Origin of the sequence: Streptomyces sp. NBC_00576 (assembly GCF_036345175.1) — a bacterium.
GTDB lineage: Bacteria > Actinomycetota > Actinomycetes > Streptomycetales > Streptomycetaceae > Streptomyces.
Window position 1 is genome coordinate 8,179,344 of sequence record NZ_CP107780.1, and the last position, 15,575, is coordinate 8,194,918.

General features: G+C 70.9%; 14 protein-coding genes. 6 read left to right on the forward strand and 8 right to left on the reverse strand.

Annotated elements, in window-relative coordinates:
• Window positions 1–24: 24 nt before the first annotated feature.
• The 4 genes from OG734_RS35565 to efeO are packed head-to-tail and all read right to left on the reverse strand — an operon-like array spanning window position 25 to window position 4,332.
• Window positions 25–963: a hypothetical protein gene (locus OG734_RS35565; RefSeq protein WP_330291523.1), complete on the reverse strand. Its 939-nt coding sequence runs from the start codon at window positions 961–963 to the stop codon at window positions 25–27.
• Between the two features lie 25 nt (window positions 964–988).
• Window positions 989–1,909, reverse strand: coding sequence for an iron uptake transporter permease EfeU (gene efeU, locus OG734_RS35570; RefSeq protein ID WP_330291524.1), 921 nt, complete (start codon window positions 1,907–1,909; stop codon window positions 989–991).
• Between the two features lie 2 nt (window positions 1,910–1,911).
• Window positions 1,912–3,177 (reverse strand): iron uptake transporter deferrochelatase/peroxidase subunit, encoded by a 1,266-nt coding sequence (gene efeB / locus OG734_RS35575; RefSeq protein WP_330291525.1) that lies wholly within the window; start codon window positions 3,175–3,177, stop codon window positions 1,912–1,914.
• A gap of 15 nt (window positions 3,178–3,192) precedes the next feature.
• Entirely contained in the window at window positions 3,193–4,332 is a 1,140-nt protein-coding gene (gene efeO / locus OG734_RS35580) for an iron uptake system protein EfeO (RefSeq protein ID WP_330291526.1), read from the reverse strand.
• A 350-nt stretch (window positions 4,333–4,682) separates the two neighbouring features.
• Here efeO and OG734_RS35585 point away from each other — a divergent pair, with 350 nt between their 5' ends.
• Window positions 4,683–5,327, forward strand: a complete 645-nt coding sequence (locus OG734_RS35585) for a PhzF family phenazine biosynthesis protein (RefSeq protein ID WP_330291527.1) — start codon at window positions 4,683–4,685, stop codon at window positions 5,325–5,327.
• Between the two features lie 80 nt (window positions 5,328–5,407).
• Here OG734_RS35585 and map read toward each other — a convergent pair whose 3' ends face one another.
• The gene (gene map, locus OG734_RS35590) at window positions 5,408–6,265 is read right to left on the reverse strand and encodes a type I methionyl aminopeptidase (RefSeq protein WP_330291528.1); all 858 of its coding nucleotides are present in this window, start codon (window positions 6,263–6,265) and stop codon (window positions 5,408–5,410) included.
• Between the two features lie 60 nt (window positions 6,266–6,325).
• Between map and OG734_RS35595 the strand changes: the two genes are divergently transcribed.
• Window positions 6,326–6,556 (forward strand): hypothetical protein, encoded by a 231-nt coding sequence (locus tag OG734_RS35595; RefSeq protein ID WP_330291529.1) that lies wholly within the window; start codon window positions 6,326–6,328, stop codon window positions 6,554–6,556.
• Window positions 6,557–6,744: 188 nt separating this feature from the next.
• Here OG734_RS35595 and OG734_RS35600 read toward each other — a convergent pair whose 3' ends face one another.
• Complete coding sequence (locus OG734_RS35600; RefSeq protein ID WP_330291530.1) at window positions 6,745–8,052, reverse strand: MFS transporter; 1,308 nt, start codon at window positions 8,050–8,052, stop codon at window positions 6,745–6,747.
• Between the two features lie 174 nt (window positions 8,053–8,226).
• Window positions 8,227–8,829, reverse strand: coding sequence for a hypothetical protein (locus OG734_RS35605; RefSeq protein ID WP_330291531.1), 603 nt, complete (start codon window positions 8,827–8,829; stop codon window positions 8,227–8,229).
• A gap of 124 nt (window positions 8,830–8,953) precedes the next feature.
• Between OG734_RS35605 and OG734_RS35610 the strand changes: the two genes are divergently transcribed.
• From OG734_RS35610 to OG734_RS35620, 3 genes are read left to right on the forward strand one after another with little or no spacing between them, the layout of a single operon-like run.
• Window positions 8,954–10,027 (forward strand): sialidase family protein, encoded by a 1,074-nt coding sequence (locus tag OG734_RS35610; protein WP_330291532.1) that lies wholly within the window; start codon window positions 8,954–8,956, stop codon window positions 10,025–10,027.
• Between the two features lie 37 nt (window positions 10,028–10,064).
• Window positions 10,065–10,790 carry an NADPH-dependent F420 reductase gene (npdG, locus tag OG734_RS35615; protein WP_330291533.1) on the forward strand — a complete coding sequence of 242 codons (726 nt, stop codon included), beginning with the start codon at window positions 10,065–10,067 and terminating at the stop codon, window positions 10,788–10,790.
• A gap of 25 nt (window positions 10,791–10,815) precedes the next feature.
• On the forward strand, window positions 10,816–11,058 hold the full coding sequence (locus OG734_RS35620) for a hypothetical protein (RefSeq protein WP_330291534.1): 243 nt from the start codon (window positions 10,816–10,818) through the stop codon (window positions 11,056–11,058).
• Here OG734_RS35620 and OG734_RS35625 read toward each other — a convergent pair.
• Window positions 11,048–11,848 carry a site-2 protease family protein gene (locus OG734_RS35625; RefSeq protein ID WP_330291535.1) on the reverse strand — a complete coding sequence of 267 codons (801 nt, stop codon included), beginning with the start codon at window positions 11,846–11,848 and terminating at the stop codon, window positions 11,048–11,050. The two genes, OG734_RS35620 and OG734_RS35625, sit on opposite strands and share 11 nt — an antisense overlap.
• Before the next feature lie 224 nt (window positions 11,849–12,072).
• On the opposite strand from OG734_RS35625, the gene OG734_RS35630 reads away from it, so the two are divergent.
• On the forward strand, window positions 12,073–15,543 hold the full coding sequence (locus OG734_RS35630; protein ID WP_330291536.1) for an AfsR/SARP family transcriptional regulator: 3,471 nt from the start codon (window positions 12,073–12,075) through the stop codon (window positions 15,541–15,543).
• The last annotated feature ends 32 nt before the right edge of the window (window positions 15,544–15,575 follow it).

The following is a 15,575-nucleotide window of genomic DNA, read 5'->3' on the forward strand; positions in this document are numbered from 1 at the left end:
TCGCCCGGCAAGCCGGAGTTGGCGTTACTCTCCCTGCGCCGCCGTCAGACCCTGGATGCGGCTCAGGAACTCCACACCCTGGTTCGCTGCGCCCTTGCCCGGGTCCAGCACCGCCTGGTTCGACACGAACTCCAGTGTCAGCGACTGCTTGATCTCGCCCGTCGTCAGCGCCAGCACACTGTCGCCCGGCGCCGGGATCGACGTGCCCAGCGCGGCCGTCTGCTTCTCGTAGTGGTGCGTGGCGAAGAAGACCAGCGCGCCGCCGTCCGCCGTCCGAAGGCCCAGCGGGGCGAAGTCGCCCTTGCCGAGCGGCTCGTCGATGTACTGGGTGACGAGCCCGGGCTTGATGGCGCTCTCCTTGCGCTGCGCCACCCAGGCGCTGGTGTGCACCCCGGGCGCGAAGACGTTCCCGCTGCCGTCCTTGAGGAACGTCGCGTAGTCCTGGCCCAAGTCCTTGGGGGCGACGGCCAGTTCAGCCGAGTTCGCCGTCACCGGCTCCGCGAGGCCGTCCTTGTCCGTCTTGAACGCCGGTACGTCGTCCGGGTCGAGGAGGGTCAGATACGCCACCGCCCACGGCTCGGCCACGTTGCTGCGCGTGAACACCAGCAGCCAGCGCGCGTCGTCGCCCTTGTTGGCGTCGGCGTTCGCGACGAACCAGCGAGGCCAGCCCGCCTTCTTCGGGATCGTGAACCTGGTGTCCGTCAACTCCAGCGGTACGTACGACGGGTTGCCGCTCGGGCTGATCTCGTGACCGGCGTCCAGCCGGGCGGCGTCGATCGCGCCGAGGGCGCCGGTGACGTAGTCGGCGTCCGCGGCACGGTCGTAGGCCTTGTCCGCCTTGTTGTACGCCGCCGTGAAGTCCTTCAGCGCCTCGGCCGCCTCCGTCGGGGTCGCCGCCGGGAGCACTTCGCGCTCGCCGTGCACCACGACACAGCCGCTCGCGGCCAGCGACAACACGGTCACCGAGACCGCCGCGAGAGCGCTCCGGTCAAGAAGACTCCGAGGCGTTCGAGGACTCTGTGACGTTCGAGGCGTTTGTGGACTTCGAGGGCTGCGACCCCTGCTCACCCTGCTCATCAGCTGGCTTCACCTTCCCCTTCCCGGAGGCGAACCCTACCGGGACGAGGAAGAGCGCGAGCGTCGGGATCAGGTACAGCGCCCACACGGTGACCTGGAGGACGGTCGGGTCCGGCTGGAAGTTGAGGACGCCCTTGAGGAGCGTGCCGTACCAGCTGTCCGGCGGGATCGTCCCGCTGATGTCGAAGGCCTTGTTCGTCAGGCCAGGCACCCAGTCGGCCTCCTGGAGGTCGTGGAAGCCGTAGGCGAGGACACCCGCCGCGACCACGACCAGCATGCCGCCGGTCCAGGTGAAGAACCTGGACAGGTTGATGCGAAGGGCGCCCCGGTAGAAGAGGTAGCCGAGGAGGATCGCCGAAGCGATGCCCAACAGCGCGCCGATCAGGGGCCCCTCGGTGCCGTCGCCGGACGCCCGCACCGACGTCCACACGAACAGCGCGGTCTCCAGGCCCTCCCGGCCCACCGCCAGGAACGCGGTCGCGACCAGCGCGCCCGTGCCCATCTGGAGGGCCGCGTCCAGCTTGCCGTGCAGGTCAGCCTTGAGATGCCGGGCGGTGCGCCGCATCCAGAAGACCATCCACGTCACCAGACCCACGGCGATGATCGACAGCGACCCGCCGAGCGCCTCCTGCGCCTCGAACGTCAGCTCCTGGGAGCCGAATTCGAGCGCGCAGCCGAAGCCGAGGGCCAGTGTGACGGCGACCCCGATGCCGATCCAGATCGGCTTCAGGGCGTCACGCCGGTCCGTCTTCACCAGATAGGCGATGAGGATGCAGACGACGAGACTGGCTTCCAGGCCCTCGCGCAGACCGATCAGATAGTTCGCGAACACGGCTAGGCCCCCTCAGAGAACAGTGCTCGGCCCCACCAGTCGTCCTTGTCCCGGACGCCCGGCGGGACCGCGAAGACCGCCGAACCCACGTGCTGGATGTACTCGTTGAGCGCGTCCGTCGCGAGGTTGCGCTGCACGGGGATGAAGCCCTTGCGGACGTCCCGCATGTAGGCGAGGAAGAACAGGCCCGCCTCCAGCCGGCCGAGGCCGTCCGTGCCGTCCGTGAAGGAGTAGCCGCGGCGCAGCAGGGTCGCCCCGTGGTTGGAGTCGGGGTGCGCGAGGCGGACGTGCGCGTCGGGCAGCATCGCCTTCAGGAACGGCTCGTCGCGCTCCTTGGCCTTGCCGACCGGGGCGCCCTCGCCCTTGTCGCGCCCGATGATGTCCTCCTGCTCCTGCAGTGAGGTCCGGTCCCAGGGCTCGATGTGCATCCGGATGCGCCGCGCGACGAGATACGAACCCCCGTCCATCCAGGCCGAGTTGTCGTCGGTGTCCGCGCCGTCCACCCACACGAACTTGTTCAGCCGGGCCGTCTCGGTGCCCGCGATGTTGCGGGTGCCGTCCTTGAAGCCCAGCAGGTTGCGCGGGGTCTGCGCCTCGGGGGTCGTCGACGACGTCTTGCCGAAGCCGAGCTGCGACCAGCGCACCGAGACCTTGCCGAAGCCGATCCGGGCCAGGTTGCGGATCGCGTGCACCGCGACCTGCGGATCGTCCGAGCACGCCTGCACGCACACATCGCCGCCGCTGCGGGCCTTGTCGAGGTTGTCGCCGGGGAACTGCGGCAGGTCGACGAGCGCGTCTGGCCGCCGCTCCGCCATCCCCAGCTTCTCGAACAGGCCGGGCCCGAACCCGATCGTCAGCGTCAGCCGCGACGGCTTCAGCCCCAGCGCCTCACCGGTGTCGTCCGGCGGCGCCTCGGCGAGACCGCCGTACGCGCCCTCGCCGACCGCCTGCCCGGCGGTCATCCGCCGGGCCGCCGCCGTCCAGTCCTTGAGCATCGTGACGAATTCGGCGCGGTCGTCCGTCTCCAGGTCGAACGCGGCGAAGTGCAGCCTGTCCTGCACCGGCGTCGCGATCCCCGCCTGGTTGCCGCCGTGGAACTCGACGGCCCCGCCCGCGTCGGCGGCCACCGTCTGCACGTCGTCGCTGCCACGGGTCATCGCCACGGCACCCCCGGCCGCGGCGGCCCCGAGCGCGAGCCCGGCCCCGCCCCAGCCGATCAGCGCGCGCCGCGAGGTACTGCCTTCGGTCTTCTCCGGTGTCTCCGTCATGACAGTCGGTCCCCTCTACTTCACGACTGCGGCGGCGAGCTTGGACAGCGGCTCGGCGAGCGCGTTCACCGCGTCCGAGAGCTGCTTGCGATCGGCGTCGCCGACCTTGTCGTACGAGGTGAAGTCGTACGAGTTCTTGTCCGCGCGGTACTTGTCGAGCAGCGTGTTCAGGGCCGCGAACTGCTTGTCCAGCTCCGTGACCAGCGCCGCGTCGTTCTCCTTCGCGACCGGCTTCAGCAGCTCGTACGACTGCTCGGCGCCCTCGACGTTGGCCTTGAAGTCGACGAGGTCGGTGTGCGAGTAGCGCTCCTCCTCGCCGGTGACCTTGCCGGTGGCGACCTCGTCGAGGAGCTCCTTGGCGCCGTTACCCATCGAGGTCGGGGTGATGACCGCCTTGCCGACCCGCTTCTGCCAGTCCTTCAGGTCGGTGATCAGTTTGTCGGCGAGGGTCTTGTCCTCGGCGGTGATCTTCTTGTCCTCCCAGAGGGACTTCTCCAGGCGGTGCCAGCCGGTGAACTTCTGGCCGGCCTCCAGACCGTCCGCGCGGACGTCGACCTCAGGGTCGATGTCGCCGAAGGACTCGGCGATCGGCTCGGTGCGCTCCCAGCCGATACGGGAGGGCGCGTACGCCTTCTTCGCGGCCTCTATGTCGCCGTCCTTGACCGCCTTGGCGAAGGTCTCGGCGAGCGGCAGCGTGGCGTCCGCCTGCTCCTGCGCGTACTTGCGGTAGGCGGCGACGGCCGCGTCCAGACGCGGGTCGCGCTTGGCGACCTTGCCGCCGGTGGCCTTGACGGCCTGCCGGATGCCGTCGCCCTTCATACCGGGCTTGCAGGCGATCGTGTAGTCGCCGGCCTTCACCTCGGCGGTGACCTTCTGCTTGGTGCCGGGGCCGATGTTCTCGCGCTCGGTGACGATCCGGTCGTCCGGGAAGAGGACGTAGACCTCGGTGACCTTGGAGCCCTTGTTCTCGATGGCCAGCTCGACGTGTCCGGCCGGGAACTCCTTCTTCGACACCTCGCACTTGTCATCCGTCGCGGTGACGCTGATGACCCCCTCGCCGCTCCCGGAACTGCCCTTCTCCGTGCAGCCTGTGACGGCGGCCAGCGCCGCTGCGGTGGCGGCGGCGGTGACGACGGAGAGTCTGACGGCTCGCATGCGGGCTCCCGGCAAAGAGATGAGTGGCGAAAAAACGACGTGTCAAGGCTCACACAGGTTTGGTGAGGCGGCCCTAACTTACCTAAGGCTTGCCTCAGTGATACCCGGACAATCGGTGATTCACCTCTCATGGACGGTGTATGGGCACGCTCCGATCACGGCCGATTAATCGCCATCTAAAGGTGACCTAAAGAAAACCCCATGCACAGGCAATGCACAGGTCAAGAGTCCCGGACCGGCGAGATCAGGACAGCTCCTGTGCGCGGATGCGGAAGCCGCTCCCGGCAGGGTCGCGGAGGCGTGGGACGCGTAGTTGGTGACGGCTGCCACCAGGGTGTTTGAATGCGCGCGTGACTGATTACGACGTACTCCGCGTCTTCTGCGCGCCCAACGGGGGATACGGCAACGAGCTGGGCGTGGTCCGTGAGGGCTCCGTCATGCCGGAGCGGAGCGAGCGACAGGCGTTCGCGGCGAAACTCGGCTTCAGCGAGACCGTGTTCGTCGACGACCCCGAGCGCGGGATCATCGACATCTACACCCCCACCCTGCGCCTGCCCTTCGCCGGCCACCCCTGCGTCGGGACGGCCTGGCTGCTCGACGTGCCCGAACTGGTCACGCCGGCCGGGCTGGTGGGGGCCCGCCTGGACGGGGAGTTCAGCTGGATCGAGGCGCGGGCGGAGTGGGTACCGGGGCGGACGCTGCGGCGGTACGGGTCGGCTGCGGAGGTCGACGCGCTGGCGGTGCCGCCGCCGGGGGAATGGATCTACGCGTGGGCGTGGGAGGACGAGGCGGGAGGTCGGGTCCGGGCCCGAGCCTTCCCCGGCCGCGACGACGGCATCGAGGAGGACGAGGCGACGGGGGCGGCGGCGCTGTTGCTGACGCACGAGTTGGGGCGGGCGCTCAACATCACGCAGGGCAAGGGGTCGCAGATACTCACGGCGCCGCAGCCGATGGGGTGGGTGGAGGTCGGGGGGCGGGTGTTCCTGGAACGCTAGGCCTGGCGTACGGCCCCTCTCCCGCCCCCGGGCCCGCATCAGCGGGGGTCCGGGGGGCGCAGCCCCGGGGGTGCGGTGAGCTAGGGCAGTGTCAGGATCTCGGTGCCCGAGTCCGTCACCACCAGCGTGTGCTCGAACTGGGCCGTGCGCTTCCGGTCCTTGGTGACGACCGTCCACCCGTCGTCCCACATGTCGTAGTCGTGCGAACCCAGCGTCAGCATCGGCTCGATGGTGAAGGTCATGCCCGGCTGGATGAGCGTCGTGGCGTGCGGACTGTCGTAGTGCGGGACGATCAGCCCGGAGTGGAACGACGAGTTGATCCCGTGACCGGTGAAGTCCCGGACGACGCCGTATCCGAAGCGCTTGGCGTACGACTCGATGACCCGGCCGATGATGTTGATCTGCCGGCCCGGCCTGACGGCCTTGATGGCCCGCTCCAGGGACTCCCGGGTCCGCTCGACGAGCAGCCGGCTCTCCTCGTCGACGTCCCCGACCAGGTACGTCGCGTTGTTGTCGCCGTGCACCCCGCCGATGTACGCCGTCACGTCGAGGTTGACGATGTCGCCGTCCCGCAGCACGGTGGAGTCCGGGATGCCGTGACAGATGACCTCGTTGACGGAGGTGCACAGCGACTTGGGGAAGCCGCGGTAGCCGAGGGTCGACGGATAGGCACCGTGGTCGCACATGTAGTCGTGTGCCACCCGGTCCAGCTCGTCGGTGGTCACCCCGGGCGCGATCAGCTTGGCGGCCTCCGCCATCGCCCGCGCGGCGATCCGCCCGGCGATCCGCATCGCCTCGATCGTCTCGGGCGTCTGCACCTCCGCCCCGGTGTACGGGGTCGGCGCGGGCTTGCCGACGTACTCGGGGCGCCGGATGTTTCCGGGCACGGAACGGATGGGAGAGAGCTCCCCTGGTACGAGCAGCGACTGGCCAGACATGCCAGCGAGTTTAACGAGCCCGAGTGGGGGACGATGACCCTGGGGAAAGGAGCCCGAACCATGGCCCTGTTCAAGAAGCGCACGGTCGGCAAACCGGGCGAATGGTACTACTGCCTGGAGCACAAGAAGGTCGAGGAGGGCCCGGACTGCCCGGGCAAGGACCGCTTCGGCCCGTACGCCACCCGAGCCGAGGCCGACCACGCGATGGAAACGGCCCGCGACCGCAACCTCCAGTGGGAGAACGACCCCAAGTGGCACGACGCGAAGGCGCGCGGCGCAGACGAGGGCTGACGGAACCGCGTGTCCGGGCGGCTCGGCCGGCCTGGCTGAGCCGCCCGGCCGCCTGTTGTCTGCGGGTGCGCTGTGGCTGGTCGCTCCCCCATCTCTCGGCTTCGCTCGAGCGGGGGGACCCCCATCGCGGCGGAGCCGCAAATGTCACAGCCCCGCGCCCCTGGAGAGGCGCTCATCGAGCCGCCTGGTCACGCGGCAGCCTCCTCCCGCTGCCTTCGCAGCCGTACCGCGTGCTCGTTCGTCCGGACGTCGTACCGCATCAGGCCCGGCAGGCACACGGCCAGCAGCCCCACCCCGGCCACACACGCGAGGCCGCCCGACCACACGGACGCCCGTACCCCGCGCCACGCGGCCACGCCACCGGCCCTGACCTGGCCGAGCTGAGGGCCGACGGAGTAGGAGAGCAGTTCGATGCCGGCGAGGCGTCCGCGCAGCTCGTCAGGGATCGTCTGGTTCCACATCGCGCCGCGGAAGATCCCGCTGACCATGTCGAAACAGCCGCCAAGGAGCAGGAACAGCAGCACCAGCCATACATTGCCGACGACCCCGGACGCGGCTATCGCCAGCCCCCACCCCGCCGCCGCGATCACCACCATCCGTCCGTGCCGGTGCACCCGTGAGGTCCAGCCGCTGGTGAGGCTCACGAACAGTGAACCGGCCGGGATCGCCGCGTACATCAGGCCGAGCGACCACTCGGCGTCCAGTTCGTCGGCGAGGAACGGCAGCACGGCGAGCGGCATCGCGAGGAACATCGCGGCGAGATCGATGGCGTACGTCCCGAGGAGCTCCTTACGGTTCCACGCGTACCGGGCGCCCTCCGCGATGGACCGCAGCGACGGCTTCGCCGCCTCGTGGGACGCGGGGGAGGAGGCGAGTCCGATGACGAACAGCATGGACACCGCGAAGGTGACGAGATCGACGGCGTACGCCCACCCGAGCCCGGCGTACGCCACGACCACCCCGGCGAGGGCCGGCCCCGCGACCCCGCCGACCGTCCACCGCAGGGAGTTGAGCGACGCGGCGGCCGGCAGATGCTCATGGGCGACGATCCGCGGCATCAGCGAATCCAGCGCCGGCCGCTGCACCGACCCGAGGGCGGAGGTGAGCGCGGCGACCAGGAACAGGGGCCAGATCAGCGGATCGGGCAGCACCGCGTTCACGAGGAGCACGGCGCACAGCACCCCCTGCCCCGCCTCCGTCCACAGGATCAGCTTCCGCTTGTCCGCCGCGTCGGCCAGCGCCCCGCCGTACAGCCCGAACACGATCAACGGGACCAACTCCACGGCCCCGATCGCCCCTACCGCGGCGGCGGACCCGGTCAGCTCCTTCATCTGCACCGGCAGCGCGACGAAGGTCAGAAAACTCCCGAAGTTGGTGATCAGCCCCGACAACCAGAGCTTCCGGAAATCGACGGAGGCCCGCCAGGGGGAGAGGTCGGGGAGGAGGGCACGAAGGCCGGAGGGAGGTTGCTCGGCTGCGGGGGAGTCGTCTGTCACGTGGGGTCATGCTGAGCGGTGGGGGAGGTGGGGGCAACTGCTTTTCGCCGGGATGGGAGGACGACCGGCCTGGTTCTGCGGCGCCTGTCGGGGGTTTGCCGTTTGTTGTTCTGCCGGAGACGGGTGAGACGCCGAGACGGGTGAGGTGCCGAGACGGGCGGGTGGGAAATGCTTCTACCAGCGGGACGGCGGCGGCGCCGTCAAAACCTCCGCCAGCCGGGCCAGACGGTCACGGAGACCCCGCCGCCCCCGACCGACAGGCACCCCGTTCTCCCCGGCCGCCGCGCTGACCAAGTGCTGCACAGTGTCCAGGTCCAACTCCAACCCATCCGGCACCGCCAGCGACTCATGCGCCATCGACACCAACTCCCCCTCACCCGACCCCAGCACCAGCACCTTCGCCCCACCCCGCCGAGCATCATGAACCCGCTCCAGCAGAGCGCCGCCCACCCCCTCCGGCGCCACCACCAGCAACGTCTCACCCCGGCGCGCCGCCTCGATCCGGCCGAGCCCGACCGACAGCTGCCCGGGACCGGACGCCCGCGTGTCATGCCGTACGAGGGTCGGGGCCAGCTCGGGCGTCCCCGACCACGCCGCCTCGTCCACCAGATGCGCCGCCAGGTGCCACGGCTCGTACACCGGCGTACCGACCAACAGCAATCCGCCCCCGTACGACACCACGGAGCCTCGTAACGCCCCCGCGAACCTCCGTGTGGCCCCCAACCACTCGGTTCCTGCGAGCACTTCGCGCAACAACGCGACCCGTACGGCGTCCATGACCGCGCATCCTGCCGTAAGGGACAACTCAGGACGCGCCCTTCACCATGATTTCGCCCAACATGGGTAAGAACACGAACCACTACCCGTACGTACAGTCACCGTCCTAGCCAAGGAGGCGTACATGGCAGAGACAAGCATCCCCTTCAGGTCCGGCCAGGAGGGCTACGCCAGCTACCGCATCCCGGCCGTCGTCGCCACCCACGCCGGTACCCTGCTCGCCTTCTGCGAGGGCCGGCGCGACTCCGCCTCGGACCACGGTCACATCGACATCGTCCTGAAACGGTCCACGGACGGCGGCCGCACCTGGGGCCCGCTCACCCTCGCCGCCGACAACGGCGCCCATCTCGCCGGCAACCCCGCCCCCGTCGTCCTCGACACCGGCCGCATCCTCCTCGTGTACATCCGCGCCAAGGCCACCGCCACCGAGAAGGACCTCCTGCTCGGCAAGGTGCCGGCGGCCGACGGGCGCCGCGTCTGGGTCCGCCACAGTGACGACGACGGCGTCACCTGGTCCTCGTCCGTGGAGATCACCGCCCAGGTGAAGAAGCCGAACTGGCGCTGGTACGCCACCACCCCCGGCCACGCCATCCAGCTGAGCACCGGCCGGGTCGTCGTCGCCGCCAACCACACCATCCCGCCCACCGGGAAGGACCTCGGCAACGAGCCCCACTACAACAGCGGCCACTGCCTGCTCAGCGACGACCGCGGCAAGACCTGGCGCATCGGATACCTCGACGAGAACACCAACGGCTACATCAACGTCAACGAGACCACCGCCGCCGAACTCCCGGACGGACGCGTCTACTTCAACACCCGCAACGACTCCCCGTCCCCCGGCAACCGCGCCGACGCCCACTCCACGGACGGCGGCCAGACCCTCGTCAAACCCTTCCGTCCGCAGGCCGGCCTGCCCGCCCCCATCTGCCAGGGCAGCGTGCTCCAGCTCCGCGACCCCGACGTGCTCCTCTACTCCGGCCCCGCCGACCCCGCCTTCCGCGCCCTGATGACCATCCGTGTCTCCAACGACGCCGGCACCACCTGGCGCCCGGCGCACACGGTGAACGGCCTGCCCGCCGCCTACTCCGACCTGGTCCGCGTCGACGCCGACACCGTCGGACTCCTCTTCGAGACCGGCGACTTCAGCGCCTACGAGACGATCACCTTCCGCCGGGTGCCCGTGACGGACCTCACCTGAGCCCATGGGCGCCCGGACACGGACGTAAAGTCGGCCCATGACCTCTACCGACAGTGCACAGACCCCCGCCGAGACTCCTGCGAAGGCTCCCGCGAAGGACCCCTGGGACCTTCCCGACGTCTCCGGGCTCGTCGTCGGCGTGCTCGGCGGGACCGGGCCGCAGGGCAAGGGCCTCGCCTACCGGCTCGCCAGGGCCGGACAGAAGGTGATCATCGGGTCGCGCGCCGCCGACCGCGCCCAGGCCGCCGCCGACGAACTCGGCCACGGTGTCGAGGGCGCCGACAACGCCGAGACCGCGCGCCGCAGCGACATCGTGATCGTCGCCGTGCCCTGGGACGGACATGGCAAGACCCTCGAATCCCTGCGCGAGGAACTGACGGGCAAGCTCGTCGTCGACTGTGTGAACCCGCTCGGCTTCGACAAGAAGGGCGCGTACGCGCTGAAGCCGGAGGAGGGCAGCGCCGCCGAACAGGCCGCCGTCCTGCTGCCGGACTCCCGGGTCACGGCCGCCTTCCACCACTTGTCGGCCGTACTGCTCCAGGACCCGGAGATCGAGGAGATCGACACCGATGTGATGGTCCTCGGCGAGGAGCGCGCGGACGTGGAGATCGTGCAGGCCCTCGCCGGCCGCATCCCCGGCATGCGAGGCGTCTTCTCGGGCCGACTGCGCAACGCCCACCAGGTGGAGTCGCTGGTCGCCAACCTGATCTCCGTGAACCGCCGCTACAAGGCCCACGCGGGCCTGCGCGTCACCGACATCTAGGCAGGCGTACGAGGGGCAGCGGGCGATGGGGGACACTGGACGGGTCGCCGTCAGTGTCCCCCGACAGGAGCCCCCGACCATGCCCCGCCTCGCCCTCTACGCCCTGGTCGTCTGCCTGCTCGCGGTGGCCGCGGCCGTCGTGTCCTTCGTCCAGGGAAACTGGCTGGGCATCGTGTGGGTGCTGCTCGCGGGCCTGTCGTCCAACATGACCTGGTACTACTTCAAGCGGGGCAAGCAGGACAGGACCCGGAAGTCCGTCACTGGCTGACCGAGCAGAACTCGTTCGTCCCCTGCCAGAAGCGGAACAGCTCCTGACCGCAGTACGTGTCGAACGCGTCGATCCCCAGACCGCGCAGCACCGTGTCGATCACGTCGAAGAACGCGCTGTTCACGGACGGGACCCACAGCACCGCGAACACGAACAGCAGCCCGAACGGCGCGAACGGCTCCACCTGCCGCTTGACCTTGTACGACAGCCAGGGCTCGATGACCCCGTAACCGTCGAGCCCGGGTACCGGCAGGAAGTTCAGGATCGCGGCGGTCACCTGGAGCAGGGCCAGGAAGGCGAGCGCGAACCGGAATTCGGCGGGTACGCCGTCCAGCGCGTCCAGCCAGAACGGCGCCGTGCACACCACGGCGAACAGTACGTTCGTCAGCGGACCGGCAGCCGAGATCAGACTGTGCTTCCAGCGTCCGTGGATGCGCCCGCGCTCGATGAACACGGCACCGCCCGGCAGCCCGATCCCGCCCATGATCACGAAGATCACCGGCAGCACGATGCTGAGCAGGGCGTGCGTGTACTTGAGCGGATTGAGGGTGAGGTAGCCCTTCTCGCCGACCGAGATGTCACCGCTGTGCAGGGCGGTACGCGCGTGCGCGTATTCGTGCAGGCAGAGCGACACGATCCACGCGGCCGTCACGAACAGGAACACCGCGACGCCGGGCTGTTCGGCGAACCCGGTCCAGGTGGCCCAGCCCGTGACCGCCGTGACGGCCAGAATCCCGACGAAGACGGGGCTGATCCGCCGGTCGCTGTTGCGGGTGGTGGCGGTGGTCATGGGGTGGGGCTCCTGGAGGACTCGGCGGAAAACGGTGCAAACCGTGCACTGAACCATGCGTTGAGCAGCTTGTACGGGCGGGACGACGGTACCGGTGCTCTGGGAAGAACGTCCCACCGAGGGCCGGAGGTTCCTGGAGGTTCCCGGCGATCCTGGACTTCGCCCAGTTCACAGGCGGGTAAACCCACGCGCGCTCCGCACCCGGCCCCAGAGAGAATGGATCCGTGCGCTATCGCATCCTCGGCACCACCCAGGCACTCCGTCCCGACGGCACCTTCGTCCCGGTGGGCGGGGCGCGGCTGCGCGCCCTGCTGACCGTGTTCGCCCTGCGACCCGGCCGCACCGTGCCCGCGGGCGTCCTGGTGGAGGAGGTGTGGAACGGGGACGCGCCCGCCGACGCGCCGGCCGCGCTGCAGGCGCTGGTCGGCCGGCTGCGGCGCGCGCTCGGCCCGGCCGCCATCGCCTCGGCCGAGGGCGGCTACCGGCTGTGCGCCGCGCCCGACGACATCGACCTGCACCGTTTCGAGCGGCTGGCCGGCGAGGGCACGCGCGCGCTGGCCGACGGCGACCCCGCCAAGGCTGCGGTCTCCCTCGACGACGCCCTCGCCCTCTGGCACGGCCCGGCCCTCGCCGACCTCCCCGACCGCACCGCCGAGGCCGCCCGCTGGGAGACCCGCCGCCTGGACGCGCGCCGCGCCCGCCTCACCGCCGCCCTGGCCCTGGGCGCCGCGGAGCAGTCGCTCCCCGAACTGACCGCCCTGTGCGACAGCCACCCCCTGGACGAGCCCCTCCAGGCCCTCCGCCTGCGCGCCCTGCGCGACGCGGGCCGCCCGGCCCAGGCACTGGCCGCGTACGAGGACGTACGACAGCTGCTGGCGAACCGGCTCGGCGCGGACCCGGGTCCCGAACTCCGGGCGCTGTACGCGGAGTTGCTGAAACCGGACGGCATATCCGGACGGGCCGGCAGCACTGCGGCCCCCGGCCCGGACGATGCGCGTGCGCACGCCTTACGGGCGGCCGGCCCAGGGACCCCCTCCGCGCCGGGACCTGCCCCAGGGCCGGACGGCGGCCCCCGCTCCGGCATCGCCGAGTCCGCCGCAGCCTCCGCCGGGGCCCGCACCGCACCCCAGCCGTCCCCTCCACCCCCGGGCAACCTGCGGGCCCGTCTCACCTCCTTCGTCGGCCGGGAGGCGGACATCGAGGCCATCCGGGGGGACCTCGCGGCGGCCCGGCTCGTGACGCTGCTCGGGCCCGGCGGGGCCGGGAAGACGCGGTTGTCGCAGGAGGCCGCCGAAGCCGTGCGGGACGGGAGCGGAGACGGGACGAGGAACGGGGCGCCGGACGGGGTGTGGCTGGCCGAACTCGCGCCCGTCGTCGACCCCGACGCCGTACCGGAGGCCGTGCTCACCGCCGTCGGTGCCCGCGAGACCGTGCTGCGCGGGGCCGGCGCCGAGGAGATGCGTGTCGCCTCCGCCGAACGCCACGACGACCCCCTCGTACGCCTCGTCGAGCACTGCGCGAACCGGCGGATGCTGATCCTCCTCGACAACTGCGAGCACGTCGTCGACGCCGCCGCGCATCTCGTCGCGGAACTGCTGGTGCGCTGCCCGGGAGTCACCGTGCTCGCCACCAGCCGTGAACCCCTGGGCGTACCAGGGGAGTTGGTGCGTCCCGTCGAACCGCTCCCCGAGCCCGTCGCGCTACGGCTGCTCGCCGACCGTGGGGCCGCCGCCCGGCCCGGGTTCCGGGTCGAGGACGACCCGGAGGCCGCCGCCGAGATCTGCCGGCGGCTCGACGGGCTGCCGCTCGGCATCGAACTGGCCGCCGCCCGGCTGCGGATGCTGTCGCTGCGGCAGATCGCCGACCGGCTCGACGACCGTTTCCGGCTGCTCACCTCCGGCAGCCGTACCGTCCTGCCCCGCCAGCAGACCCTGCGGGCCGTCGTCGACTGGTCCTGGGACCTGCTCGACGCGGACGAACGGGACGTCCTGCGCCGGCTGTCCGTCTTCGCGGGCGGCTGCGACCTCGCCGCCGCCGAGGCGGTGTGCGGGCCCGCCGCGTTCGAAGCGCTCGGTTCGCTCGTCGACAAGTCCCTTGTCGTGGCCGCCCCTTCGCACGAGGACGAGGACGAGGACGGTGCGGGCGCGATGCGCTACCGGCTCCTGGAGACCGTCGCCGAGTACGCCGGTGAGCGCCTCGACGAGGCCGGCGCCCGCCCCGAAGCCGAGCGCGCGCACCTCACGTACTTCCGCGAACTCGCCCGCGCCACCGACGCGTTGCTGCGCGGCCCCGGCCAGCTCGCCGCACTCGACGTGTTCCAGCGGGAGGGCGAGAACATCCGCGCCGCCCTCCGCCACGCCGTCACCGCACGCGACGAACAGGAGGGGCTCTGCCTGGTCCTGTCGATCTCCTGGTACTGGCAGATGCGCGATCTGCGTCTCGCCGGCCGCAACTGGTCCCGCGAGGTCATGAACCTCGGCCCCGACCCCTTCGCCGACCCGATCCGCCCCGCCCAGCCCGTGTGGGAGCGCTGCACGGACACCCCGCCCCCCTGGCGCGGGGAGCTCCTCGAAGAGGCCCGGCGCGGCGTCCACCTCATCCATCTCGCCTCCATGGACCTGGAGTTGGAGGCCTGGCAGACGCCGGAGGCCCGGCAGAAACTGCGCGCCATCACCGAGGTCTACGAACCCGGCGTCCCGCAGACCTGCCGCTACCCCGGCCTCCTCTGGTTCTACGCCGTCCTGCTCACCCGCGACATGGAGCGGCTCAGCGTCATCGTCAGCGAGTCCGTGCGCACCTGCCGCGGCGCGGCCCCCGACTTCGAGTGGGAACTCGCCGCCTGTCTTCAGATGCGCGCCAACATCCTCGCCAACCGCAGCGACTGGGCCGGCGACGCGACCCGCGACGCCGACGAGGCGCTGGAGATCTTCCGCCGTCTCGGGGACGCCTGGGGCGCCGCCGAGGCGCTCTCCGCACGCGGCGAGGCCCACGAACGCAAGGCCGAGTACGACAGCGCCGCCACCGACTTCCGGGACGCGATGGAACTGGCCGACCAACTCGGCGCCCGCGCCCAGAAGACCGTACTCGCCGCCCGGCTCGGCAACGTGTTCCTGGAGGCGGGCCGGACCGACGAGGGCGAACAAATGCTGCGCGACGTGATCGAGAAGGCGGCCGGGATGGTCAACGAGGCCATGCCCGCCGCCCGGCTCTTCCTCGCGGCCTGGCTCGGCATCACCGACCGGGTCCCCGAGGCGCGTGAGCAGCTCCGGCTGCTGCGCCAGGAGTTCGGAGCCGCCTCGTTCGTCGTCTTCGACGCGTTCATCCTCAGCTCGGAGTCCTGGCTGGACGTCGTGGAAGGCCAGTACGAGGAAGCCCTCGCCAAGACGCGACAGGCGGCGGCCCGCGCCGACGACGAGCTGTCCCGCGCCATCGCCCCCCACCTGCGTCCCACCATCCTGACCACCGGTGCCGCCGCCCTCGTAGGCTCCGACCCCGGCCGCGCCCGCGACGCGGCCCGCTGTCTGGGCGCCGCCGACGGGCTGCTGCCGCCCGGCCATGTCTCCGGACGCGTGGAGCGTGAGGTGCGCACCCGCGCCGTCCGCGCGGTCCGCGACGTGCTCGGCGACGAGGCGTACGAGGCCGCGTACGCGGAGGGCGGTCGCCTCTCCCCCGGGGAGGCGACCGCCCTCATCTGACATCCGACGCGCCGTTGCCAGCTCTTCGGCTC

What these genes read in the sequence shown, in the direction of transcription:
- efeB (WP_330291525.1), bottom strand. Translation starts at nt 3,177, where the DNA reads ATGACGGAGACACCGGAGAAGACCGAAGGCAGTACCTCGCGGCGCGCG.
- efeO (WP_330291526.1), bottom strand. Translation starts at nt 4,332, where the DNA reads ATGCGAGCCGTCAGACTCTCCGTCGTCACCGCCGCCGCCACCGCAGCG.
- map (WP_330291528.1), bottom strand. Translation starts at nt 6,265, where the DNA reads ATGTCTGGCCAGTCGCTGCTCGTACCAGGGGAGCTCTCTCCCATCCGT.
- OG734_RS35595 (WP_330291529.1), top strand. Translation starts at nt 6,326, where the DNA reads ATGGCCCTGTTCAAGAAGCGCACGGTCGGCAAACCGGGCGAATGGTAC.
- OG734_RS35605 (WP_330291531.1), bottom strand. Translation starts at nt 8,829, where the DNA reads ATGGACGCCGTACGGGTCGCGTTGTTGCGCGAAGTGCTCGCAGGAACC.
- OG734_RS35610 (WP_330291532.1), top strand. Translation starts at nt 8,954, where the DNA reads ATGGCAGAGACAAGCATCCCCTTCAGGTCCGGCCAGGAGGGCTACGCC.
- npdG (WP_330291533.1), top strand. Translation starts at nt 10,065, where the DNA reads ATGACCTCTACCGACAGTGCACAGACCCCCGCCGAGACTCCTGCGAAG.
- OG734_RS35620 (WP_330291534.1), top strand. Translation starts at nt 10,816, where the DNA reads ATGGGGGACACTGGACGGGTCGCCGTCAGTGTCCCCCGACAGGAGCCC.
- OG734_RS35625 (WP_330291535.1), bottom strand. Translation starts at nt 11,848, where the DNA reads ATGACCACCGCCACCACCCGCAACAGCGACCGGCGGATCAGCCCCGTC.